Here is a 22,642-nt window from a genome sequence, read left to right as displayed (position 1 = left end):
GGGAGCCGGACGAACTGCGGCTACTTCTTGTCGAGCAGCTCCTGCACATCCGCGCGGACCTCGTCCGTGGCCAGGCCCCGGATCGTCAGCGTCGTACGGCGGCGCAGCACGTCGTCCGCGGTCTCGGCCCACTCGTGGTCCCGGGCCCAGACGACCTGCGCCCGGATCTCCGGGGCGTCCGGGTGCACACGCCGGGCGAGCGCCGGGTCCTCGTTGGCGAGACGGGCGATGTCGAAGGCCAGCGAACCGTAGTGGGTGGCCAGGTGCCTGGCGGTGTCCGCCGCCATCCGCGGGCCGGGCGCCGGACCGTCCACCAGCAGCCGGTGGGCGACCGCGCGGGGGTTGGCCACCCCCGGCAGCGGCAGCTTCTTCGGCAGCGCGGCGACCGGCTCGAAGTCGTCGCCGAGCGGGTGGCCGGGCAGCGCCTGGAGCTTCTGCATCACCGTACGGCCGATGTGGCGGAAGGTGGTCCACTTGCCGCCCGCGACGGACAGCATCCCGCCCCGGCCCTCGGTGACGACGGTCTCCCGCTTCGCCTTGGCCGTGTCCCCGGGACCGCCGGGCAGCACCCGCAGACCCGCGAAGGAGTACGTGATCAGATCACGGTCGAGCTGCTGGTCGCGGATGGAGAACGCGGCCTCGTCGAGTATCTGCGCGGTGTCCTTCTCGGTGACCGCGACGTCCGCCGGGTCGCCCTCGAACTCCTCGTCGGTGGTGCCGAGCAGCAGCATGTCCTCCCAGGGGAGGGCGAAGGTGATCCGGTACTTGTCGATCGGCGTGGCCAGCGCGGCCTTCCACGGCGAGGTCCGCTTCAGGACCAGGTGGGCGCCCTTCGACAGCCGGATGGACGGCGCGGCCTCCGGGTCCTCCATGCGGCGCAGGTGGTCGACCCACGGGCCGGTCGCGTTGAGCACCAGCCGGGCGTTCACCCCGAACTCGTCGCCCGAGAGCCGGTCGCGCAGCTCGGCGCCGGTGACCCGGCCCCGGGTGAAGCGCAGGCCCGTCACCTCGGCGTGGTTGAGGACGACCGCGCCGGACTCGGCCGCCGCGCGGACCGTCATCAGCGCCATGCGCGCGTCGTTCATCTGGTCGTCGCCGTACACGGCCACGGCCTTGAGGTTGTCGGTGCGCAGCTCCGGCACGTCCCGCGCGGCCTTGGCCGGCGAGAGCAGATGCCCGACGCCGTCGCCGAAGGCGGACAGCGCCGAGTACGCGAAGACACCGGCGCCGAGCTTCGCCGCGCCGTGCGGCCCGCCCTTGTACACGGGGAGGTAGAACGTGAGCGGGTTCGCCAGGTGGGGGGCCACCTCGCGGGAGACCGCACGGCGCTCGAAGTGGTTCTCCGCCACCAGCTTCACCGCGCCGGTCTGCAGATAGCGCAGACCGCCGTGGAGCAGCTTGGACGAGGCGGAGGAGGTGGCGCCGGCGAAGTCGCCGGCGTCCACCAGGGCCACCCTGAGGCCGGACTGCGCGGCGTGCCAGGCGGTGGAGATGCCCAGGATGCCGCCGCCGATCACGAGAAGGTCGTACGACGCCTTGGAGAGCTGCTCCCGGGTCTCGGCGCGGCTCGGGTTCGAGCCGGACGCCGGGCGCGTCCCCAGGGCAGGCACGGACTGCAGGGTGGACTGGGTGGTCATGGTGGTTCCTACTCCTCGTCCTCGAGCCAGCCCATGGTCCGCTCGACGGCCTTGAGCCAGCTCTTGTACTCACGGTCGCGGATTTCCGCGTCCATGCGGGGGGTCCACTCGGCGGCCCGCCGCCAGTTGGCGCGCAGGTCGTCGGTGCTGTTCCAGAAGCCGACGGCGAGGCCGGCGGCGTAGGCGGCGCCGAGGCAGGTGGTCTCGGCGACCATCGGGCGCACCACGGGGGCGTCCACGAAATCGGCGAGCGTCTGCATCAGCAGGTTGTTGGAGGTCATGCCGCCGTCGACCTTGAGGGCGGTCAGCTCCACGCCGGAGTCCTTCGTCATGGCGTCGGCGATCTCCCGCGTCTGCCAGGCGGTGGCCTCCAGCACGGCGCGCGCGAGGTGCGCCTTGGTGACGTACCGGGTGAGGCCGGCGATCACACCGCGGGCGTCGGAGCGCCAGTACGGGGCGAACAGGCCGGAGAAGGCCGGCACGAAGTAGGCGCCGCCGTTGTCCTCGACGGACAGGGCGAGGGTCTCGATCTCGGCGGCGGTGGAGATCAGGCCCATCTGGTCGCGCATCCACTGCACCAGCGAACCGGTGACGGCGATCGAGCCCTCCAGGGCGTAGACCGTGTCCTGGTCGCCGATCTTGTAGCCGACGGTGGTCAGCAGCCCGCTGTAGGAGTTGATGATCTTGTCGCCGGTGTTCATCACCATGAAGGTGCCGGTGCCGTACGTCGACTTGGTCTCGCCCTCCGCGAAACAGGTCTGGCCGAACAGGGCCGCCTGCTGGTCGCCCAGCGCGGAGGCGACGGGGATGCCGCCGAGCAGCTCGCCCAGCCGGCCGCCGGTGATCTCGCCGTAGACCTCGGCGGAGGAGCGGATCTCCGGCAGCATCGCCAGGGGGACGCCGATGGACTCGGCGATCTTCTCGTCCCACTGCATGGTGTGCAGGTTCATCAGCATCGTGCGGGACGCGTTGGTGACGTCGGTGACGTGGTGGCCGCCGTTCGCACCGCCGGTCAGGTTCCAGATGACCCAGGTGTCCATGGTGCCGAAGAGGATGTCGCCCGCCTCGGCGCGCTCCTTGAGACCGTCGACGTTGTCGAGCAGCCAGCGGGCCTTCGGACCGGCGAAGTAGGAGGCGAGGGGGAGGCCGGTCTCGCGGCGGAAGCGGTCCTGGCCCACGTTGCGCCCCAGCTCGCGGCAGAGGGCGTCGGTGCGGGTGTCCTGCCAGACGATGGCGTTGTGGACCGGCTCACCGGTGTTCTTGTCCCACAGCACGGTGGTCTCGCGCTGGTTGGTGATGCCGATGGCCTTGATGTCGTCGCGGGTGATGCCGGCCTTGTCGATGGCCCCGGCGACGACCTCCTGGACGTTGGTCCAGATCTCGTTGGCGTCGTGCTCGACCCAGCCCGGCTTCGGGAAGATCTGCTCGTGCTCCTTCTGGTCGACGGAGACGATGCGCCCGTCGCGGTCGAAGACGATGCACCGGGAGGAGGTGGTGCCCTGGTCGATGGCGGCGATGAACGGGCCGGCGGTGTGGGCGTCGGTCACTGTGTGCTCCTGGGAGTTCCTTGGTTACGGGGCAGTACGTACGGCGCTGTCGAGGATTCCGCAGCTACGCGAAGGCGACGTTGTAGAGGCCAGCCGCGAGGGCACCGCCGATCACCGGACCCACCACGGGTACCCACGCGTAGGACCAGTCGGAACCGCCCTTGTTCGGCAGCGGCAGCAGGGCGTGCACGATGCGCGGGCCGAGGTCGCGGGCCGGGTTGATGGCGTAACCGGTCGGGCCGCCCAGCGACAGGCCGATGGAGACCACGACGAGCGCCGTGATCAGGCCGCCCAGTACGCCGAGTCCGTTGCCCGCGTCGTTCAGACCCTGGGTGAGGATGGCGAGCAGCAGTACGAAGGTGCCGATGATCTCCGTGGCGAGGTTCTGCACCGTGTGCCGGATCTCGGGACCCGTGGAGAAGATGCCGAGCACCGGGCCCGCGCCCTTCTCCTGCGCCTCGACCGCCTTGGCGGCCGTGGACTGCGCGCCCGGCCCGCCGACGATCTCCCGGTCGGTGAGGTGGGCCAGGAACTGGCCGTAGTAGGCGAGCCAGACCAGGGTCGCGCCGATCATCGCGCCGAGGAACTCTCCGGCGAAGTAGACCGGAACGTTGCTCCACTCGCCGTCCTTGACGGCGAGGGCCACGGTCACGGCCGGGTTGAGGTGGGCGCCGGAGAGCGGACCGGCTATGTAGACCGCCGTCATGACGGCGAAGCCCCACCCGAAGGCGATGGCGAGCCAGCCGGCGTTACGGGCCTTGGAGGCCTTCAGCGTCACGGCGGCGCACACGCCGCCACCGAGCAGGATGAGTATGGCGGTACCGATGGTCTCGCCGATGAAGATGTCGGAGCTGGACACCCGCGACTCCTTTGTCCTTCGTCCAGGGAAGCCGACCCCCGGGTCCCACCGGGGATTGGCGCCCTCAGGGGTGAGAGCGATGCCGGCCCTTGGCATTGTCCTACTCTAGCGCGTATTGCCGGTAGGTGTTCGACAATGCCGACCGATGGACGGGAGTCTTTCCCGGCGCCCGGCACCCGTCAAGGGTTTGGTTATCGAAAACGCGATCGTTATTGATCGCCCCGGGTTATCGATCTCTGCCCAGGGTCCGGCCCCGGAACGCCCGCGTCGGGACATGCCTTCGACCGGAACGCCGTACGGCGTCCCGGTCCCGTCCGTGATGCGCTCAGAAGCGTCCGGCGCCCAGGTCCCGCGACACCGCGCGGGCGCAGTCCCGTACCGCCGCGATGAGCTCGGAGCGCAGCTCGCCGTCCCGGCGCAGCCGCTCCACCGCCCCCGTGATGCCCACCGCGCCCACCGGCATACGGCGCCGGTCGTGAATGGGGGCGGCGACGGCGGCGACGCCCTCCCAGGTCTCCTCCACGTCGGCCGCGTACCCCCGCGCGCGCGTGAGGTCGAGGATGTGCTCGAAGGCGTCCGGATCGCACACCGTACGTTCGGTGAACGCTTTGCGGTCGGCCTCCAGGGCCTCGCTGTGGGCCACCGGGTCGTAGGCCGACAGCACCTTGCCCAGCGCCGTCGAGTGCAGCGGCTGCATGGCCCCTATCTCCAGGACCTGCCGGCTGTCGTCCGGCCGGAAGACGTGGTGCACGATCAGCACGCCCTGCTGGTGCAGCACGCCCAGGTAGACGCTCTCGCCGCTGGAACGGGCCAGGTCGTCGGTCCACACCAGGGCGCGCGCCCGCAGCTCGTGCACATCGAGGTAGGTGGTGCCCAGGCGCAGCAGCTCGGCGCCCAGCTGATAGCGCCCGGAGGCGTCGTCCTGCTCGACGAACCCCTCCTGCGCGAGGGTGCGCAGGATGCCGTGCGCGGTGCCCTTGGCGAGGCCCAGCGACGAGGCGATGTCCGACAGGCCGAGCCGCCGCTCGCCACCCGCGAGCAGCCGCAGCATCGCCGCCGCCCGTTCGAGCGACTGGATGTTCCGTGCCATCGCCGTACTGCCTCCGTCCCCTTCGGCCGTCGACCCGCGACGCGCCGCTGCCACTGTTCGGCAATGCCGAACACTACCGGTCGATGGCGACCTCCCGCCAACGATCGGACGTGATCGGTTCCCCGACCCGTACTCCGAACGTCGGACACCGGCCATCATCGTCCGCCCCGTGGACGCCCTGAACATCAGGGCGTGGTCCCGGATACCCTGGCGAGGTGCGCCCAGCCGGGGACGCTCCGTGAGGGGATCCCGGGCAGCCGCAAAGCCGACAGCCGTCGCATCTAGGGAGCCCCGTACATGGCCTCGTCGCCGCTGACCCCTTCCGCCGACAGCCGGACCCGTGTGTCCGCCCTCCGTGAGGCGCTCGCCACCCGCGTGGTGGTCGCCGACGGAGCGATGGGCACCATGCTCCAGGCACAGGACCCCACGCTCGAGGACTTCGAGAACCTCGAGGGCTGCAACGAGATCCTGAACCTGACGCGCCCGGACATCGTCCGTTCGGTCCACTCCGCGTACTTCGACGCCGGAGTCGACTGCGTCGAGACCAACACCTTCGGCGCCAACCTCACCGCGCTGGGCGAGTACGACATCCCCGAGCGCGTCACCGAACTGTCCGAGGCCGGCGCGCGCATCGCCCGCGAGGCCGCCGACGGGTTCACCGCGCGGGACGGCCGCCCCCGCTGGGTCCTGGGCTCGATGGGCCCCGGCACCAAGCTGCCCACCCTCGGCCACACCTCCTTCGGCGTCATCCGCGACGCCTATCAGCAGAACGCCGAAGGTCTCCTCGCGGGCGGCGCGGACGCGCTCCTGGTGGAGACGACCCAGGACCTGCTGCAGACCAAGGCCTCCGTCATCGCCGCCCGCCGCGCGATGGAGACCGCCGGGTTCGAGGTCCCGCTGATCGTGTCGGTCACCGTCGAGACCACCGGCACCATGCTGCTGGGCTCCGAGATCGGTGCCGCGCTCACCGCGCTGGAACCGCTGGGCATCGACATGATCGGCCTGAACTGCGCCACCGGCCCGGCCGAGATGAGCGAACACCTGCGCCACCTGGCCCGCCACTCCCGCGTCCAGCTGTCCTGCATGCCCAACGCCGGCCTGCCGGAACTCACCAAGGACGGCGCCCGCTACCCGCTCTCCCCGGGAGAGCTCGCCGACGCCCAGGAGAACTTCGTCCGCGACTACGGCCTCTCCCTGGTGGGCGGCTGCTGCGGTACGACGCCCGAGCACCTGCGGCAGCTCGTGGAACGCGTGCAGGGCCTCGCCCCGGCCGGCCGCGACCCGCGCCCGGAGCCCGGCGCCGCCTCCCTGTACCAGAGCGTCCCCTTCCGTCAGGACACCGCCTACCTGGCGATCGGCGAGCGGACGAACGCCAACGGGTCGAAGAAGTTCCGCGAGGCCATGCTCGAAGGCCGCTGGGACAACTGCGTGGAGCTGGCCCGCGAGCAGATCCGCGAGGGCGCGCACATGCTCGACCTGTGCGTGGACTACGTGGGCCGCGACGGCGTCGCCGACATGAAGGAACTGGCCGGCCGCTTCGCCACCGCCTCCACCCTTCCCATCGTCCTTGACTCCACCGAGGTCGACGTCATCCGGGCCGGTCTGGAGAAGCTCGGCGGCCGTGCGGTCATCAACTCGGTGAACTACGAGGACGGCGCCGGCCCCGAGTCCCGCTTCGCCCGCGTCACCCGGCTGGCCCAGGAGCACGGTGCCGCGCTGATCGCGCTCACCATCGACGAGGAGGGCCAGGCCCGTACCGCCGAGAAGAAGGTCGAGATCGCCGAACGGCTGATCGACGACCTCACCGGCAACTGGGGCATCCGTGAGGAGGACATCCTCGTCGACTGTCTGACCTTCACCATCTGCACCGGCCAGGAGGAGTCCCGCAAGGACGGCCTGGCCACCATCGAGGGCATCCGGCTGCTGAAGGAACGCCACCCGCGGGTGCAGACCACCCTCGGCCTGTCGAACATCTCCTTCGGCCTCAACCCGGCCGCCCGCATCCTGCTGAACTCGGTCTTCCTCGACGAGTGCGTCAGGGCCGGCCTGGACTCGGCGATCGTCCACGCGTCGAAGATCCTGCCCATCGCGCGCTTCAGCGAGGAGGAGGTCCGCACCGCCCTCGACCTCATCCACGACCGCCGCGCCGAGGGCTACGACCCGCTGCAGAAGCTGATGCAGCTCTTCGAGGGCGCCACCGCCAAGTCCCTCAAGGCCGGCAAGGCCGAGGAACTGGCCGCGCTGCCGCTGGAGGAGCGGCTGAAGCGGCGCATCATCGACGGCGAGAAGAACGGCCTGGAACAGGACCTCGACGACGCCCTCCGGGAGCGGCCCGCCCTCGCCATCGTCAACGACACCCTCCTGGACGGCATGAAGGTCGTCGGCGAGCTCTTCGGCTCCGGCCAGATGCAGCTGCCGTTCGTCCTCCAGTCCGCCGAGGTCATGAAGACCGCCGTGGCCCATCTCGAGCCGCACATGGAGAAGACGGACGAGGCCGGCAAGGGCACCATCGTGCTCGCGACCGTGCGCGGCGACGTGCACGACATCGGCAAGAACCTCGTCGACATCATCCTGACCAACAACGGCTACAACGTCGTCAACCTGGGCATCAAGCAGCCGGTCTCCGCGATCCTGGACGCCGCCGACGAGCACAAGGCCGACGTCATCGGCATGTCCGGACTGCTGGTGAAGTCCACGGTGATCATGAAGGAGAACCTGGAGGAGCTCAACCAGCGCGGCCTCGCCACCGACTATCCGGTGATCCTCGGCGGTGCCGCCCTCACCCGCGCCTACGTCGAGCAGGACCTGCACGAGATCTACCAGGGCGAGGTCCGCTACGCCCGCGACGCCTTCGAGGGCCTGCGCCTGATGGACGCCCTCATCGGCATCAAGCGCGGAGTGCCCGGCGCCCAGCTGCCCGAACTGCGCCAGCGCCGGGTCCGCGCGGCCACCGTGGAGATCGAGGAGCGCCCCGAGGAGGGGCACGTCCGCTCCGACGTCGCCACCGACAACCCCGTCCCCACCCCGCCCTTCAGGGGCACCCGCGTGGTCAAGGGCATCCAGCTCAAGGAGTACGCGAGCTGGCTCGACGAGGGCGCCCTCTTCAAGGGCCAGTGGGGCCTCAAGCAGGCCCGCACCGGCGACGGACCGACGTACGAGGAACTGGCCGAGACCGAGGGCCGCCCCCGACTGCGCGGACTGCTCGACCGGCTGCAGACGGAGAACCTGCTGGAGGCCGCCGTGGTGTACGGCTACTTCCCGTGCGTCTCCAAGGACGACGACCTGATCATCCTGGACGAGCAGGGCAACGAGCGCACCCGCTTCACCTTCCCGCGCCAGCGCCGCGGCCGCCGGCTGTGCCTGGCGGACTTCTTCCGCCCGGAGGAGTCCGGTGAGAGGGACGTCGTCGGTCTCCAGGTCGTCACGGTCGGCTCCCGCATCGGCGAGGAGACCGCCCGGATGTTCGAGGCCAACGCCTACCGCGACTACCTGGAGCTGCACGGACTCTCCGTACAGCTGGCGGAGGCCCTCGCCGAGTACTGGCACGCCCGGGTGCGCTCCGAACTCGGCTTCGCGGCCGAGGACCCGGCCGCGATGGAGGACATGTTCGCCCTGAAGTACCGGGGCGCCCGCTTCTCCCTCGGCTACGGTGCCTGCCCCGACCTGGAGGACCGCGCCAAGATCGCCGCCCTGCTCGAACCCGAGCGCATCGGCGTCCAGCTGTCCGAGGAGTTCCAGCTGCACCCCGAGCAGTCCACGGACGCCATCGTCATCCACCACCCGGAGGCCAAGTACTTCAACGCCCGCTGAGGCCGCGGGCGCCACACCGGGCGTTCGCGTCCCGCACGACGTACACTGGTCGGTCCACCGCAGGCCGGTTCCCCTCGTGGGAACCGGCCTGATCGTCCCTGTGAAGGAGGTACGCGGATGACCAGTACGGTTCCCGCGCTCGGAACCCGGACGGCCGAGGGGTCGGCCCTGCAGGCAGTGCTCCTCGACATGGACGGCACCCTGGTCGACACCGAGGGCTTCTGGTGGGACGTCGAGGTCGAGGTCTTCGCCTCCCTCGGCCACACCCTCGACGACTCCTGGCGCCATGTCGTGGTCGGCGGCCCCATGACCCGCAGCGCGGGCTTCCTCATCGAGGCCACCGGCGCCGACATCGGCCTCGCCGAACTCACGGTCCTGCTCAACGACGGTTTCGAGGACCGTATCGACCTCGCCCTGCCGCTGATGCCGGGCGCCGCGCGGCTGCTCGCCGAACTGTCCGAGTACGAGATCCCCACGGCGCTCGTCTCCGCCTCCCACCGGCGGATCATCGACCGGGTGCTGACCACGCTGGGCCCCCAGCACTTCGCACTGTCGGTCGCCGGCGACGAGGTGCCACGCACCAAGCCGTTCCCCGACCCCTATCTCGCGGCCGCCGCGGGACTCGGTGTCGACCCGGTGCGCTGCGCCGTCGTCGAGGACACCGTGACCGGTGTCGCCGCCGCCGAGGCGGCGGGCTGCCGTGTCGTCGCCGTGCCCTCCGTGGGCCCGATCACTCCGGCCGCCCGGCGGACGGTCGTCCCGTCCCTGGAAGTCGTGGACCTGTCATTCCTGCACGGTGTGATGACGGAAATGCGCTAGGCGTTCACCCAGCGCAGCGGTGTTACCGCCGGAATTCCCGCGATCCGGTCCCGGAGACTCCCGGGTGTACGCCCCCGAAAGAATTCGACGCGTCGCCGGCGGCCGCATTCCCGTGCCGCCGAGCACGTTTTCACATGTGAGGTTCACCACATGAAGGGGGGTCGACAACGATGTCTGCATGTGCCTTCCGCCCCCTTTCGGTAGTCGGCGGTGCGCCCTTGTGTCCCGATTCATAAGAAGCTGCACCAATCGTGCCCCGGTCGCCTTTACCGGTGCGTTCACACCCGGTCTCACTGCGTGATGAGCCCTCAACTCCGGCGGCTGCGAACCGTCCTGCGGGCGCGGACTAATGTCATCGCGAGAACCTCGCCCCCATCCTGTGGTCCGCCGCGACAACCCCCGCATGCCGGATACACGGAGTCGACAGTCCTGGAGAAACTCGAGCATGAACCGCAAGACTTTGGTGCTGGCGGCCGCGATGGGCCTGCTCGCGCCGGTGCTCGCCGCCTGCGGCGACACCGAGGGCGGGAGCGGAGACGGCGACGCGATCGTCGTGGGCACCACGGACCGGTTCACCGCATCCAAGGAGGACGGCCCCGCGCCCCTCGACCCGGCCTGGGCCTACGACGTCGGTACCTGGAACATCCTGCGGCAGACCGTGCAGACCCTGATGGTCCAGCCCCGCGGTGACGGTGAGCCGGTGCCCGAGGCCGCCGAGTCCTGCGGATTCACCGACGCCGGCAACGAGCGCTACAGCTGCACCCTGCGCGACGGCCTGAAGTTCTCGAACGGCGACGGGATCACCGCGGAGGACGTGAAGTTCTCCATCGAGCGCGCCCTCGACATCAAGGGCGACAGTGGCGTGTTCGCGCTGCTGTCCACCATCGACACCGTCGAGACGCAGGGCGACCGCGAGGTGATCTTCCACCTCAAGAGCGCCGACGCGACCTTCCCGTACAAGCTGTCCACTCCGGTTGCCGGCATCGTCAACCCGGACGACTACGAGAAGAACAAGCTGCGCGAGGGCTTCGAGATCGACGCCTCCGGCCCGTACACGCTGAAGAGCAAGGTCGAGGACGGCACGATGGTCAGTGCCACCTTCACCAAGAACCCCTCCTACAAGGGCGCTCTGGAGGTGAACAACGACAAGGTCGAGATGGTCTCCTTCGACAGTGCCGACGACATGGGCGACGCGCTGGACAAGGGCGACATCGACCTCATGACCCGCACCATGTCACCGGAGCAGATCCAGGAGCTCGGCACCTCCACCGACGACGAGATCGAGCTGGTCGAGTCGCCCGGTCTCGAGATCCGCTACCTGGCCTTCAACACCGAGGCCCCCACGGTGAAGGACAAGGCCGTCCGCCAGGCGATGGCCCAGCTCATCAACCGCAGCGAGCTGGTCGGCACCGTCTACGGCTCCCAGGCCCAGCCGCTGTTCTCGCTCGTCCCCGCCGGCGTCACCGGTCACTCCAACGCGTTCTTCAACAAGTACGGCGACCCGAGCGTGTCCAAGGCCCGCGACCTGATGGAGGAAGCCGGCGTCAGCCTCCCGGTGAAGCTGACCCTGCACTACACGCACGACCACTACGGCCCCGCCGCCAAGACGGAGTTCGAGCAGCTGAGCAAGCAGCTCAACGACAGCGGTCTGTTCGAGACCGACATCAAGAGCGAGACCTGGAACAAGTACAAGACGGCCGCTCAGAACGAGAAGTACGACGTCTACGGCATGGGCTGGTTCCCCGACTTCCCGGACGCGGACGCCTTCACGGCCCCCTTCCTGGACAAGGACAACTTCCTCAGCTCGCCCTACGCCAACACCGAGATCATCAAGGAACTGATCCCCGAGTCGCGCCGCCAGGCCGACCGGCTGTCCGCCTCCGACAGCCTCACGGAGATCCAGAACATCGTCGCCACCGACGTCCCGGTGCTCCCGCTGTGGCAGGGCAAGCAGTACGTCGCCGCCCGCGACGGCATCACCGGCACCGCCTACGCGCTCAACTCGTCCTCCACGCTCCAGCTCTGGGAGCTCGGACGGGGCGTCAGCGGCTGACCCCGGCCTCTGAGCCGACACCGTGGCGACACGACGAGGGCGCCCTCCCGGTGGGGAGGGCGCCCTCGTCGTTCGACGGCCGGGCCGCACTACTGCGCGCCGGGACGCACCAGCCCGCTCTCATAGGCGTACACCGCGGCCTGCACCCGGTCGCGCAGCCCCAGTTTGGTCAGCACATGGCCCACGTGCGTCTTGACCGTGGTCTCGCTGACGAACAGATCCGCGGCGATCTCCGCGTTCGACAGCCCGCGCGCCACCAGTTTCAGCACCTCGACCTCACGCTCGGTCAGCGTGTGCAGGGTGTTGGGCACCGGCTCGTCGCCGGACGGCAGATGCGTGGCGTATTTGTCCAGCAGCCGGCGCGTGATGCTCGGCGCGAGCATCGCCTCCCCGGCGGCCACCACACGGATCGCCTGTACCAGCTCATGGGCCGGGGCGTCCTTCAGCAGGAAGCCGCTGGCCCCCGCCTTCAGCGCCTCCACCACGTACTCGTCGAGATCGAACGTCGTCAGCACCAGCACCTTCGCCGGCCCGTCCCGCTCGGGCCCCGTGATCTGCCGGGTCGCCTCCACCCCGTCCATCCGCGGCATGCGGATGTCCATCAGCACCACGTCGGGCTGCAACGCCCGCACCTGGTCCAGGGCCTGGAGGCCGTCCCCGGCCTCGCCGACGACCGCGAGATCCTGCTCGGCCTCCAGAATCATCCGGAACCCGGTACGCAGCAGCGGCTGGTCGTCGACCAGTAGGACGCGGATGGCCACGTAAGTCTCCTTCGCTAGTCCGCACCCATTCTGCCCTCCGGGCCCCCGCCGGACTCGGGCGCCCTCACCGGCAGCGGATACGGCGGGGGAGTGCCCCCGAACTCCGGGCAGTGTGCCCGGTGATCGCACCAGCCGCACAGCTTGGTGGGCCGCGGACGCCAGTCACCCGTCTCGGTCGCCAGCCGGATCGCGTCCCACAGCACGAGCAGCTTGCGCTCCACCCGCTCCAGATCCGCGAGCACCGGGTCGTACGTCACCACGTCACCACTGCCGAGATACACCAGCTGCAGCCGGCGCGGGACCACCTTCTTCAGCCGCCACACCACCAGGGCGTAGAACTTCATCTGGAACAGCGCGCCCTCGGCGTACTCCGGCCGGGGCGCCTTACCCGTCTTGTAGTCGACGATCCGCACCTCGCCCGTCGGCGCGACGTCCACCCGGTCGATGATGCCGCGCAGCCGCAGCCCGGTGTCCAGCTCCGTCTCGACGAACAGCTCCCGCTCGGCGGGCTCCAGCCGGCTCGGATCCTCCAGCGAGAACCAGCGCTCGACCAGCCGCTCCGCCTCCGCCAGCCAGCGCGCGAGCCGCTCGCCCTCCGGATCGTCGGCGAACAGCTCCACGACCTCCGGCCTGCTCTCCCGCAGCCGGTCCCACTGACCCGGGATCAGCGACTTGGCCCGCGGCGCGGTCCGGTCGGCGGCCGGCGCGTCGAAGAGCCGCTCCAGCACCGCGTGCACCAGCGTGCCCCTGGTCGCCGCCTCGCTCGGCTTCTCCGGCAGCTTGTCGATCACCCGGAACCGGTACAGCAGCGGGCACTGCATGAAGTCGCTCGCACGCGAGGGCGACAGCGAGGAAGGCGCCACGGCGGTGGCCGTGTCCGCTCGTACGCCCTCTGCGACCGGGCCGGCACCGGCCCGCTCCCCACCCTCGATGCTCGTGTCCATGCCCCAGACCCTACGGCCCGCCACCGACAGCGCGTACGCGACCGGCCGCCACCACGAGCGCACACCGGCGGGTGACAGGTGAGAGGGAAGGGGAAGGAGAGCAGAGACAGGGTGCCGGGGCGGAACGCACGGCACAGGCCGCATACCATCGACACGAGACCCTCCCGCCCGGCAGGCGCGGGAGACGCAGCGAACGAGGGGACACCGGTGGACGTAAGCGGCGGGCGCGGACAGCCGCGGCCCGGCAACGACGAGTCGCCCGACCGCACGGGCACTCGGCCCCCTGCCGAGCCCGGCCACCCCACCGACGAACGGCCCGCCGCCCCCGAGGAACCGCGACCCCCGGCCGCGGAACCGGACCCCCCTGTTCCGGATGCCGGTCCTGACGCCGGGCGGGAGAAACCGCCCCCCGCCGACACCGGCACGGGACGCCACCTCGCCCACTCCGGCACCGGCCGGACGCCACCGCCCCAGCGCCCCCAGGAGAAGCAGCGCGGCGGCCTGCTGATGGGCCGCCCCTTCGGCGTGCCCGTGTACGTGGCGCCCAGCTGGTTCCTCGTCGCCATCCTCATCACCTGGGTGTTCGGCGGACAGATCGACCGCGTACTGCCCGAGCTCGGCGCCGTCAGCTATCTCGTCTCCCTCTTCTTCGCGGTCGCCTTCTACGCCTCCGTCCTCGTCCACGAGCTCGCCCACACCATCGCCGCCCTCCGCTTCAAACTCCCGGTGCGCCGCATCCAGCTCCAGTTCTTCGGCGGCGTCTCCGAGATCGAGAAGGAGGCCGAGACCCCCGGACGCGAGTTCGTGCTGGCCTTCGTCGGCCCCCTGCTCTCCCTCGTCCTGTCCGGCCTGTTCTACCTCGCGCTGCTGGCCGTCGACCCCAGCAGCGTCCCCGGCGTCCTGCTGGCCGGCCTGATGATCTCCAACCTCATCGTGGCCGTCTTCAACCTGCTGCCCGGCCTCCCGCTCGACGGCGGCCGGATGCTCCGCGCCGTCGTCTGGGCCATCAGCGGCAAACCCATGACCGGCACCATCGCCGCCGCCTGGGTCGGCCGCGCCCTCGCCGTCGCCGTCCTGATCGGCCTCCCGCTGCTCACCCAGTCCGGCGTCCTCGGCTCCGACGCCGTGGACAACGTGGGCATGGACACCGTCATGGACGCCCTGCTCGCCGCCATCCTCGCCGCGATCATCTGGACCGGCGCCGGCAACAGCCTGCGCATGGCCCGGCTCCGCGAACACCTCCCCGAGCTGCGCGCCCGCAACCTCACCCGCCGCGCGGTGCCCGTCGAGACGGACACCCCCCTCTCCGAGGCCCTGCGCCGCGCCAACGCGGCGGGCGCCCGCGCCCTCGTCGTCGTCGACCCCGACGGCGTCCCCCTCTCCCTGGTCCGCGAGGCCGCCATCGTCGGCGTACCCGAGCACCGACGCCCCTGGGTACCGGTCGGCGGACTCGCCCAGGACATCACCGACGGCATGCACGTCCCCGCGGAGCTCGCCGGGGAGGACCTCCTCGACGCCCTGCGCGCCACCCCCGCCACCGAGTACCTCGTGGTCGAGGACACCGGCGAGATCTACGGCGTCCTGTCCGCGGCCGACGTCGAGCGCGCCTTCGTGAAGGCCATGGCCAGGCCCAGCTGACCGGTCCGCCCGTGGTCGGCGGCCCCCCGGGAGACCGGTAGGCTGGTCACATGTCCGAACCGACCGGTGCCGCCCGCAGGCGCGGGCCCTTCAAGGTCGGGGACCAGGTTCAGCTGACCGACCCCAAGGGCCGCCACTACACGTTCACGCTCGAGGCCGGGAAGAACTTCCACACCCACAAGGGTTCCTTCCCCCACGACGAACTGATCGGTGCTCCCGAGGGCAGCGTCGTCCGCACCACCGGGAACGTCGCCTACCTCGCGCTGCGCCCCCTGCTCCCCGACTACGTCCTGTCCATGCCCCGCGGGGCAGCCGTCGTCTACCCGAAGGACGCGGGGCAGATCCTCGCCTTCGCCGACATCTTCCCCGGCGCACGCGTCGTCGAGGCCGGCGTCGGCTCCGGCTCGCTGAGCAGCTTCCTGCTGCGCGCCATCGGCGACCAGGGCATGCTGCACTCCTACGAGCGCCGCGAGGACTTCGCCGACATCGCCCGGCAGAACGTCGAGCGCTACTTCGGCGGCCCGCACCCCGCCTGGCAGCTCACCGTGGGAGACCTCCAGGACAACCTGTCCGACGGCGACGTCGACCGGGTCATCCTCGACATGCTCGCCCCCTGGGAGTGCCTGGAGGCCGTCTCCAAGGCACTCGTCCCCGGCGGCATCCTCTGCTGCTACGTCGCCACCACCACCCAGCTCGCCCGGACCGTGGAGTCCATCCGCGAGATCGGCTGCTTCAACGAGCCGACCTCCTGGGAGACGATGATCCGCAACTGGCACATCGAGGGCCTGGCCGTCCGCCCGGACCACCGGATGATCGGCCACACCGGCTTCCTGCTCACCGCCCGCCGCCTCGCCGACGGGGTCGAGCCGCCGATGCGCCGACGACGCCCCGCCAAGGGCGCCTACGGCGAGGACTACTCGGGACCGAACGCCGACGCGGGCGCCGCCCGCTGACGCGGTCCGTCCTTGCAGCAACGCACAGGCGCCGTGGCGCAGTTCCCGGCCCGTACCGGGAACTGCGCCACGGCGCCGTCACGTTGAACCGGCGGCACCCCGCGCTCCCGGTCCCCCGCACCGGTACCGCGCACCCCGCCGTTCCCTCTTCCCTGTGACGTGTGGCACGATGCTGGCCACCCCCCACCGGCACAGCCCTCACAGGAGACACTCCTCGTGCAGCCTTCCGTTGTCCCGGAGCTCGCCCACACGCACACCCGGCCCATCCACTGGGTCGCCACGGCCACGGCCCTCGCCGGTGTCGTGGCCTTCTCCTCGGTCCTCCAGCCCGACGCCGCCACCGCGGCCCCGCCGCCCGGACCGCAGACGAAGAGCGCCCCGGCGCACACCGCCCCGCCCGACCCCGCGGCCGCCGACTTCCCGCTCGACTGCGGCCGGCTGAAGACCGTCGTGAAGAAGAGGGCTTCCGGCGACCTCGACGGCGACGGCCGCCCGGAGACGGTGGCCGTCGTCCACTGCGACTCCCCGATGGGGACCCCGCCCGACGGCGTCTACGTCCTCACCCGGGGCGCGGACGGCGGCGAACCGCGCGTGGTGGCCACCCTCGTCGACCCCGCGGACCGCAACAACGTCGACGACTTCGCCGTACACGACGGGGAGGTCGTCACGACCCTCTTCGGCTACTCCGCGTCCGATGTGCCCAGTTGCTGCCCCGATGTGCACGAGAGCGTGAAGTGGCGCTGGGAGAACGGCGCGTTCGTACGCTCCGCCCCCTCCGTGGCGAAGAGCGTCTGACCGCGCGGGCGTGCGGCGGGGCGCGCACGTCCCGCCGCACGGCGCGTGTGCCGCGTGTGAGAAATCAGACAGACGTGACGCACCGTGCGAAACCGGTCACCCGGCGTCCGGGCCGTACACCTCGACGCTGTCCGAAACCCGGCGGACGTGGATGCACTCGCCCGGACACTCCTTCGCCGAGTCGACCACATCCGTGAGCAGCGGCAGCGGGACCGGCGTCGTCGCCCCCCTGTCCTGCAGCAACTCGTCCTGCGCGCTCTTCACATAGGCCAGACCGTCGATGTCCAGCTCGAACACCTCGGGCGCGTACTGGGCGCAGATGCCGTCACCGGTACACAGGTCCTGGTCGATCCAGACCTCAAGGGCCTCGCCGCCGACACCGGCCTCCTGCTGCACGCTCATCTCTCCTGCCGTCTCTCGTGTCGGGCCGGACGGGAATCCGGCCAGCTCCGACGGGTGTTGAACACTTCGACCCTACCTTCGCCGGGGTTCCGATCATCCTCGGTGGGTATTCCCCTGGCGTGAGGGAGAGCGCAAGGGTGAAGATCGGACACACCCCGACCGTCTTTGTGATCTAGGGGTTTCAATCGACACCCGCCCAGGTAGGGTCTGGAAGCGTCCAGCTCCCCTTGGAGGAGGTGAGGACCGTGGCAGCCCACGACGACGACATGAACCGCGGCATCCGCCCAGGACGCGGGTCCGACGACCCGGCCGGGCAGATTGCCTACCTTGAGCAGGAGATCGCCGTCCTGCGACGCAAGCTCGCCGACTCTCCGCGACACACGAGGATTCTCGAAGAGCGGATCGTCGAGCTGCAGACCAACCTGGCCGGCGTGTCCGCCCAGAACGAACGACTCGCGGGCACACTCCGTGAGGCACGCGACCAGATCGTGGCCCTCAAGGAGGAGGTCGACCGGCTCGCACAGCCACCGGCAGGCTTCGGCGTCTTCCTCACGGCGAACGAGGACGGCACGGCCGACATCTTCACCGGCGGCCGCAAACTGCGGGTGAACGTCAGCCCCGGCGTCGAGCTCGACGAGCTCCGGCGCGGCCAGGAAGTCATGCTCAACGAAGCGCTCAACGTGGTCGAGGCCATGGCCTTCGAGCGCGTCGGCGACATCGTGACCCTCAAGGAGATCCTCGAGGACGGCGAGCGGGCCCTCGTGCTCGGGCACACCGACGAGGAGCGGGTGGTGCGGCTCGCCGAGCCGCTGCTGGACGTCACCATCCGCCCCGGCGACGCCCTGCTCATGGAGCCCCGCTCGGGTTACGTCTACGAGGTCGTCCCCAAGAGCGAGGTCGAGGAACTCGTCCTCGAGGAAGTCCCCGACATCGGCTACGAGCAGATCGGCGGCCTCGGCGGCCAGATCGAGGCCATCCGCGACGCGGTCGAGCTGCCGTACCTCTACCCGGACCTGTTCAAGGAGCACGAACTGCGGCCGCCCAAGGGCGTGCTGCTCTACGGGCCTCCCGGATGTGGAAAGACGCTCATCGCCAAGGCCGTCGCGAACTCGCTGGCCAAGAAGGTCGCCGAGGTCACCGGCGTGGCCGCCGGCAAGAGCTTCTTCCTCAACATCAAGGGCCCCGAGCTGCTGAACAAGTACGTCGGCGAGACCGAGCGGCAGATCCGCCTGGTCTTCCAGCGGGCCCGGGAGAAGGCCAGCGAGGGCACCCCCGTCATCGTCTTCTTCGACGAGATGGAGTCCCTCTTCCGCACCCGCGGCTCCGGCGTCAGCTCGGACGTGGAGAACACCATCGTCCCCCAGCTGCTCGCCGAGATCGACGGTGTGGAGGGCCTGCAGAACGTGGTCGTGATCGGCGCCTCGAACCGTGAGGACATGATCGACCCCGCCATCCTGCGCCCCGGCCGGCTCGACGTGAAGATCAAGATCGAGCGTCCCGACGCCGAGGCCGCCCAGGACATCTTCGGCAAGTACCTCACCGAGCGCCTCCCGCTGCACGGCGACGACCTCACCGAGCACGGCAGCGACCGGTCCATGACGGTCCAGAGCATGATCCGGACCGCCGTGGAACAGATGTACGCCGAATCCGAGGAAAACCGCTTCCTGGAAGTCACCTACGCCAATGGCGACAAGGAAGTCCTCTACTTCAAGGACTTCAATTCCGGCGCCATGATCGAGAACATCGTGGGCCGCGCCAAGAAGATGGCGATCAAGGACTTCCTGGAAAAGAACCAGAAGGGCCTCCGCGTCTCCCACCTGCTCCAGGCCTGCGTGGACGAGTTCAAGGAGAACGAGGACCTGCCCAACACCACCAACCCGGACGACTGGGCCCGCATCTCCGGAAAGAAGGGCGAACGGATCGTTTACATCCGTACGCTCATCACCGGAAAGCAGGGCGCGGACACCGGACGCTCCATCGACACGGTGGCGAACACCGGTCAGTACCTGTAAAAGCCAGGGCGGCTGCGGGTGCCCCCGACGGGTACCCGCAGCCGATTGCTTTTCGGGCCACCGTTGGAGCACAGCAATGACGCAAATGATCTCCCCACCAGCGCAAAGGCGTTCTAGGCTCTTCCGTATCGCCGAGTCGCGCAGTGCGGGGACGGGCACCGCACACGCACCGGAGCGCCGGCGGTACAGCAGCGTCCCCGACCGGGGACGCCGCCGGGCAAGGAGGGCCGCATGACCGTACGGCGAGTAATGGGCATCGAGACGGAGTACGGCATCTCCGTCCCCGGCCATCCCAACGCCAATGCCATGCTCACCTCGTCCCAGATCGTGAACGCCTACGCGGCGGCGATGCACCGGGCCCGCCGGGCCCGCTGGGACTTCGAGGAGGAGAATCCGCTGCGGGACGCGCGAGGCTTCGACCTCGCCCGTGACGCCGCCGACTCCACCCAGCTCACCGACGAGGACATCGGCCTGGCCAACGTGATCCTCACCAACGGCGCACGGCTCTACGTGGACCACGCCCATCCGGAGTACAGCGCCCCCGAGGTCACCAACCCGCGCGACGCCGTCCTCTGGGACAAGGCCGGTGAGCGGATCATGGCCGAGGCGGCGGAACGGGCCGCCCAGCTCCCCGGCGCCCAGCCGATCCACCTGTACAAGAACAACACCGACAACAAGGGCGCGTCCTACGGCACGCACGAGAACTACCTGATGAAGCGGGAGACCCCCTTCTCGGACATCGTGCGCCATCTGACGCCGTTCTTCGTCTCCCGTCAGGTCTTCACCGGCGCCGGCCGCGTCGGTATCGGCCAGGACGGCCATGAGCACGGCTTCCAGCTCAGTCAGAGGGCGGACTACTTCGAGGTCGAGGTGGGCCTGGAGACGACCCTCAAGCGGCCCATCATCAACACGCGCGACGAACCGCACGCGGACGCCGAGAAGTACCGGCGGCTGCATGTGATCATCGGTGACGCGAATCTGTCCGAGATCTCGACGTATCTGAAGCTGGGCACGACCGCGCTGGTGCTGTCCATGATCGAGGACGGGTTCATCGCGGTGGACCTGGCGGTCGACCAGCCGGTGCGCACGCTGCACCAGGTCTCGCACGATCCCACGCTGAAGCGGCTCGTCACGCTGCGCAGCGGGCGGACGCTGACCGCCGTACAGCTCCAGATGGAGTACTACGAGCTGGCCCGCAAGTACGTGGAGGAGCGCTTCGGGGCCGACGCCGACGAGCAGACCAGGGACGTCCTCGGGCGCTGGGAGGACACGCTCACGCGGCTGGAGAACGATCCGATGAGTCTGGCCGGTGAGCTGGACTGGGTCGCCAAGCGGGAGCTCATGGAGGGCTACCGGCGCAGGGACGGCCTGGACTGGGACGCCGCCCGGCTGCACCTCGTGGACCTGCAGTACGCCGACGTACGCCCGGAGAAGGGGCTGTACAACCGTCTGGTGGCCCGCGGGCGGATGAAGCGGCTGCTGGACGAGGGCGACGTCGAGCGGGCGCGTACGGCACCTCCGGAGGACACCCGCGCGTACTTCCGCGGGCGCTGTCTCGAGCAGTACGCGGACGATGTCGCGGCGGCCTCCTGGGACTCGGTGATCTTCGATCTGCCGGGCCGGGACTCGCTGCAGCGGGTCCCAACCCTGGAACCGCTTCGCGGAACGCGTAATCACGTCAAGGAGCTCCTGGACCGGTGCCGCACGGCGGAAGACCTGGTCAGGGTGTTGTCGGGGAACTGAGCGGGTACCGGGGGTACCCGGGAAGGGCCGGCCGGACAGGGTGGAAATCACCGGGTCCGGGAATCATCGAGGTGGTCCCCGTACGTTGGAGCAACTGCGGGGGCACTGTCGGACCCGGCGAGTAGGGTCTGATCTTGACCGAGCAAGTGTGTCGGGCGAACCGAGCGGGGTGAGGGTGATGGCGACCAAGGACACCGGCGGCGGACAGCAGAAGGCCACCCGGTCGACCGAGGAGGTCGAGGAGCAGGCGGCGGAGACGCAGGCTTCGGAGGACCTCAAGGAGCGGCAGGAGAAGCTGAACGAGGACGTGGACGACGTCCTGGACGAGATCGATGACGTGCTCGAGGCCAACGCCGAGGATTTCGTTCGCTCATTCGTTCAAAAGGGCGGCCAGTAACCTTCGGACCGAAGGTTGCGGGGGCGTCCGGGGTGAGAGTCGAAGACGGCGTGGAGCGCTGTCCGTGGTGCGGGATCGGCCGGCCGCGGGCAGCGTTCGCGCTCCGGGGGGCGGGCCGCGAGGGCTGCCCGAAAGCCTCCGCCGGACATGTGGATCATTGCCGCAGGGCGGGTAGGGTCCGTGGCGTACTGTGCTTCAACTGCAATTCGGCCATCGGCAAGTTGGGAGACGATCCCGACGCTGTTCGTCGGGCAGCCGCCTACCTGGAAGGAACTTCGTGGAAGCGAACACTCGTAGCACCGGGCGTCTGCCGGCTGCCTTCCTGACGCCGGGGTCCTCCTCCTTCATGGACTTCCTCTCCGAGCATCAGCCGGAACTGCTGCCGGGCAAGAGGTCGTTGCCGCCCGTGAAAGGTGTGATCGAGGCACCGCACGGCACGACGATCGTCGGCGTGACGTTCCCCGGCGGAGTGGTTCTCGCCGGTGATCGGCGGGCCACCATGGGGAACGTCATCGCGCAGCGGGACATCGAGAAGGTGTTCCCGGCCGACGAGTACTCGGCGGTGGGCATCGCCGGTACGGCCGGTCTCGCCGTGGAGATGGTGAAGCTGTTCCAGCTGGAGCTGGAGCACTTCGAGAAGGTCGAGGGCGCGCAGCTGTCGCTGGAGGGCAAGGCGAACCGGCTGTCGACGATGATCCGCTCGAACCTGGGCATGGCGATGCAGGGGCTGGCCGTGGTGCCCCTGTTCGCCGGGTACGACGTGGACCGGGAGAAGGGACGGATCTTCTCCTACGACGTCACGGGCGGGCGTTCCGAGGAGCACGGGTACGCCGCGACCGGGTCCGGGTCGATCTTCGCGCGCGGTGCGATGAAGAAGCTGTTCCGGGACGATCTGAGTGAGGCCGAGGCCACCACACTGGTGGTGCAGGCGCTGTACGACGCGGCAGACGACGACTCGGCGACCGGTGGTCCCGATGTCGCCCGCCGGATCTATCCGATCGTCACCGTGATCACCGATGACGGCTTCCGCCGGCTCACCGAGGACGAGTCGTCCGACATCGCCCGGTCGGTGCTGGAGCGGCGGCTGGAGCAGCCGGACGGGCCGCGGGCCTCGCTGCTGTAGGCGGCGCGGGCGGGTTGTTCGGTTGATTGGTGGTCCAGTGACTTCGACAGAAAGGGACG

The 22,642-nt window shown here is 69.8% G+C and carries 17 protein-coding genes and 1 pseudogene; 11 read left to right on the top strand and 7 right to left on the bottom strand.

Going from position 1 to position 22,642, the window contains the following annotated elements:
* Positions 1-20: 20 nt before the first annotated feature.
* From IF28_RS0127355 to IF28_RS0127340, 4 genes are all read right to left on the bottom strand, one after another.
* The gene (locus IF28_RS0127355; RefSeq protein WP_030225407.1) at positions 21-1,637 is read right to left on the bottom strand and encodes a glycerol-3-phosphate dehydrogenase/oxidase; all 1,617 of its coding nucleotides are present in this window, start codon (positions 1,635-1,637) and stop codon (positions 21-23) included.
* A gap of 8 nt (positions 1,638-1,645) precedes the next feature.
* Positions 1,646-3,184, bottom strand: coding sequence for a glycerol kinase GlpK (gene glpK / locus IF28_RS0127350; protein WP_030225404.1), 1,539 nt, complete (start codon positions 3,182-3,184; stop codon positions 1,646-1,648).
* A gap of 64 nt (positions 3,185-3,248) precedes the next feature.
* Positions 3,249-4,043, bottom strand: coding sequence for an MIP/aquaporin family protein (locus tag IF28_RS0127345; RefSeq protein ID WP_030225403.1), 795 nt, complete (start codon positions 4,041-4,043; stop codon positions 3,249-3,251).
* A 325-nt stretch (positions 4,044-4,368) separates the two neighbouring features.
* A complete protein-coding gene (locus tag IF28_RS0127340) occupies positions 4,369-5,133 on the bottom strand; it encodes an IclR family transcriptional regulator (protein WP_030225401.1) in 765 nt (254 codons plus the stop codon).
* 297 nt (positions 5,134-5,430) lie between these two features.
* Here IF28_RS0127340 and metH point away from each other — a divergent pair, with 297 nt between their 5' ends.
* The 3 genes from metH to IF28_RS0127325 all read left to right on the top strand — a co-directional run bounded on the left by metH (position 5,431) and on the right by IF28_RS0127325 (position 11,815).
* Positions 5,431-8,943 (top strand): methionine synthase, encoded by a 3,513-nt coding sequence (gene metH / locus IF28_RS0127335; RefSeq protein WP_030225400.1) that lies wholly within the window; start codon positions 5,431-5,433, stop codon positions 8,941-8,943.
* 117 nt (positions 8,944-9,060) lie between these two features.
* Positions 9,061-9,762, top strand: a complete 702-nt coding sequence (locus IF28_RS0127330; protein ID WP_030225398.1) for an HAD family hydrolase — start codon at positions 9,061-9,063, stop codon at positions 9,760-9,762.
* 445 nt (positions 9,763-10,207) lie between these two features.
* Entirely contained in the window at positions 10,208-11,815 is a 1,608-nt protein-coding gene (locus IF28_RS0127325; protein WP_030225395.1) for an ABC transporter substrate-binding protein, read from the top strand.
* 89 nt (positions 11,816-11,904) lie between these two features.
* Here IF28_RS0127325 and IF28_RS0127320 read toward each other — a convergent pair whose 3' ends face one another.
* Positions 11,905-12,576, bottom strand: a complete 672-nt coding sequence (locus IF28_RS0127320) for a response regulator (protein ID WP_030225393.1) — start codon at positions 12,574-12,576, stop codon at positions 11,905-11,907.
* A 14-nt stretch (positions 12,577-12,590) separates the two neighbouring features.
* Positions 12,591-13,520, bottom strand: a complete 930-nt coding sequence (locus IF28_RS0127315) for a RecB family exonuclease (protein ID WP_030225390.1) — start codon at positions 13,518-13,520, stop codon at positions 12,591-12,593.
* A gap of 207 nt (positions 13,521-13,727) precedes the next feature.
* On the opposite strand from IF28_RS0127315, the gene IF28_RS0127310 reads away from it, so the two are divergent.
* The 3 genes from IF28_RS0127310 to IF28_RS0127300 all read left to right on the top strand — a co-directional run bounded on the left by IF28_RS0127310 (position 13,728) and on the right by IF28_RS0127300 (position 16,906).
* The gene (locus tag IF28_RS0127310; RefSeq protein WP_030225387.1) at positions 13,728-15,158 is read left to right on the top strand and encodes a site-2 protease family protein; all 1,431 of its coding nucleotides are present in this window, start codon (positions 13,728-13,730) and stop codon (positions 15,156-15,158) included.
* A gap of 50 nt (positions 15,159-15,208) precedes the next feature.
* Positions 15,209-16,111 carry a tRNA (adenine-N1)-methyltransferase gene (locus IF28_RS0127305; RefSeq protein ID WP_030225384.1) on the top strand — a complete coding sequence of 301 codons (903 nt, stop codon included), beginning with the start codon at positions 15,209-15,211 and terminating at the stop codon, positions 16,109-16,111.
* Positions 16,112-16,327: 216 nt separating this feature from the next.
* Positions 16,328-16,906 (top strand): hypothetical protein, encoded by a 579-nt coding sequence (locus tag IF28_RS0127300; protein WP_030225382.1) that lies wholly within the window; start codon positions 16,328-16,330, stop codon positions 16,904-16,906.
* A 96-nt stretch (positions 16,907-17,002) separates the two neighbouring features.
* Here IF28_RS0127300 and IF28_RS0127295 read toward each other — a convergent pair whose 3' ends face one another.
* On the bottom strand, positions 17,003-17,308 hold the full coding sequence (locus tag IF28_RS0127295; protein WP_030225380.1) for a ferredoxin: 306 nt from the start codon (positions 17,306-17,308) through the stop codon (positions 17,003-17,005).
* Positions 17,309-17,553: 245 nt separating this feature from the next.
* Between IF28_RS0127295 and arc the strand changes: the two genes are divergently transcribed.
* The 5 genes and pseudogenes from arc to prcB all read left to right on the top strand — a co-directional run bounded on the left by arc (position 17,554) and on the right by prcB (position 22,583).
* Positions 17,554-19,320 carry a proteasome ATPase gene (gene arc / locus IF28_RS0127290; protein WP_030225377.1) on the top strand — a complete coding sequence of 589 codons (1,767 nt, stop codon included), beginning with the start codon at positions 17,554-17,556 and terminating at the stop codon, positions 19,318-19,320.
* Between the two features lie 231 nt (positions 19,321-19,551).
* Positions 19,552-21,063 carry a depupylase/deamidase Dop gene (gene dop / locus IF28_RS0127285; protein WP_369016198.1) on the top strand — a complete coding sequence of 504 codons (1,512 nt, stop codon included), beginning with the start codon at positions 19,552-19,554 and terminating at the stop codon, positions 21,061-21,063.
* 178 nt (positions 21,064-21,241) lie between these two features.
* Entirely contained in the window at positions 21,242-21,460 is a 219-nt protein-coding gene (locus IF28_RS0127280; RefSeq protein WP_030225373.1) for a ubiquitin-like protein Pup, read from the top strand.
* Positions 21,461-21,585: 125 nt separating this feature from the next.
* Positions 21,586-21,786 (top strand): annotated as a pseudogene (locus IF28_RS38845) (endonuclease domain-containing protein); the annotation flags it as partial.
* Positions 21,738-22,583 carry a proteasome subunit beta gene (prcB, locus tag IF28_RS0127270; protein WP_037894118.1) on the top strand — a complete coding sequence of 282 codons (846 nt, stop codon included), beginning with the start codon at positions 21,738-21,740 and terminating at the stop codon, positions 22,581-22,583. The pseudogene IF28_RS38845 and the gene prcB, both read left to right, overlap by 49 nt.
* Positions 22,584-22,642 lie beyond the last annotated feature (59 nt).

This window comes from Streptomyces sp. NRRL WC-3626, assembly GCF_000718785.1.
GTDB classification, from domain to species: domain Bacteria; phylum Actinomycetota; class Actinomycetes; order Streptomycetales; family Streptomycetaceae; genus Streptomyces; species Streptomyces edwardsiae.
This window is presented reverse-complemented; position numbering and strand designations above follow the sequence as displayed.

Bases quoted from the DNA above. Each gene is read 5' to 3' on its own strand.
- IF28_RS0127315 (WP_030225390.1), bottom strand. From the start codon at position 13,520: ATGGACACGAGCATCGAGGGTGGGGAGCGGGCCGGTGCCGGCCCGGTC.
- metH (WP_030225400.1), top strand. From the start codon at position 5,431: ATGGCCTCGTCGCCGCTGACCCCTTCCGCCGACAGCCGGACCCGTGTG.
- IF28_RS0127340 (WP_030225401.1), bottom strand. From the start codon at position 5,133: ATGGCACGGAACATCCAGTCGCTCGAACGGGCGGCGGCGATGCTGCGG.
- dop (WP_369016198.1), top strand. From the start codon at position 19,552: ATGACCGTACGGCGAGTAATGGGCATCGAGACGGAGTACGGCATCTCC.
- IF28_RS0127330 (WP_030225398.1), top strand. From the start codon at position 9,061: ATGACCAGTACGGTTCCCGCGCTCGGAACCCGGACGGCCGAGGGGTCG.
- IF28_RS0127280 (WP_030225373.1), top strand. From the start codon at position 21,242: ATGGCGACCAAGGACACCGGCGGCGGACAGCAGAAGGCCACCCGGTCG.
- IF28_RS0127305 (WP_030225384.1), top strand. From the start codon at position 15,209: ATGTCCGAACCGACCGGTGCCGCCCGCAGGCGCGGGCCCTTCAAGGTC.
- IF28_RS0127295 (WP_030225380.1), bottom strand. From the start codon at position 17,308: ATGAGCGTGCAGCAGGAGGCCGGTGTCGGCGGCGAGGCCCTTGAGGTC.
- IF28_RS0127325 (WP_030225395.1), top strand. From the start codon at position 10,208: ATGAACCGCAAGACTTTGGTGCTGGCGGCCGCGATGGGCCTGCTCGCG.
- IF28_RS0127355 (WP_030225407.1), bottom strand. From the start codon at position 1,637: ATGACCACCCAGTCCACCCTGCAGTCCGTGCCTGCCCTGGGGACGCGC.